1 protein-coding gene is annotated in these 705 nt (G+C 77.9%); it reads left to right on the forward strand.

Translation table 11 applies throughout. The annotated features are described in order from the left end of the window. Positions 1-705: SWIM zinc finger family protein (locus B9S61_RS01425; RefSeq protein WP_181007182.1), on the forward strand; the 705-nt coding region annotated here is incomplete at both ends.

Below are 705 nucleotides of genomic sequence, written 5' to 3' on the forward strand. Positions count from 1 at the left end.
CCGCCCCCGCCCGCGACGGCGACCTGCGCCGTACCTTCCCCGCGTTCCCGCCGCGCCCCGCCGGAGGGGATGCCTTCGCCGAGACGTGGTGGGGCGGGGCGTGGGTCACCGCGCTGGAGGAGGGCGCGCTGGACGCCGCGCGGCTGGCGCGCGGACGCGGATACGCCGAGCAGGGGCACGTCGACGCCATCACCGTCACACCGGGCCTGGTCCTCGCGTACGTACGGGGCAGCCGCCCCCGGCCCTACCGGGTCCAGGTGCGGCTGCGGACGTTCGGGGACGCCGACTGGGAGCGGTTCCTGGACAGCGCCGCCGATCGGCCCGGACACATCGCGGCGCTGCTCGACAAGGAGATGCCCGCGTCCCTCGCCGACTGCGGGGCACCTCTGCTGCCCGGGCCCGGCGACCTCGACCCGCGCTGCAGCTGCCCCGACTCCGGCCACCCCTGCAAGCACGCGGCGGCCCTCTGCTACCAGACCGCCCGGCTGCTCGACGCCGATCCGTTCGTGCTGCTCCTGCTGCGCGGACGCGGCGAGCGCGAGGTGACCGACGCGCTGTCCCGGCTGAGCGCGGCCCGTGCGGCCCGCGCCGCCCAGGAGAAGGAACCGCAGCCCCTGCCCGGCGTCCGCGCGGCCGAAGCGGTCGCCCGCCCCCACCACGGACTCCTCCCGCTTCCCGCCCCGTTGCCTCCGCCGCCGCATCCGG

This window comes from Streptomyces sp. SM1, from assembly GCF_002910825.1.
GTDB classification, from domain to species: domain Bacteria; phylum Actinomycetota; class Actinomycetes; order Streptomycetales; family Streptomycetaceae; genus Streptomyces; species Streptomyces okerensis.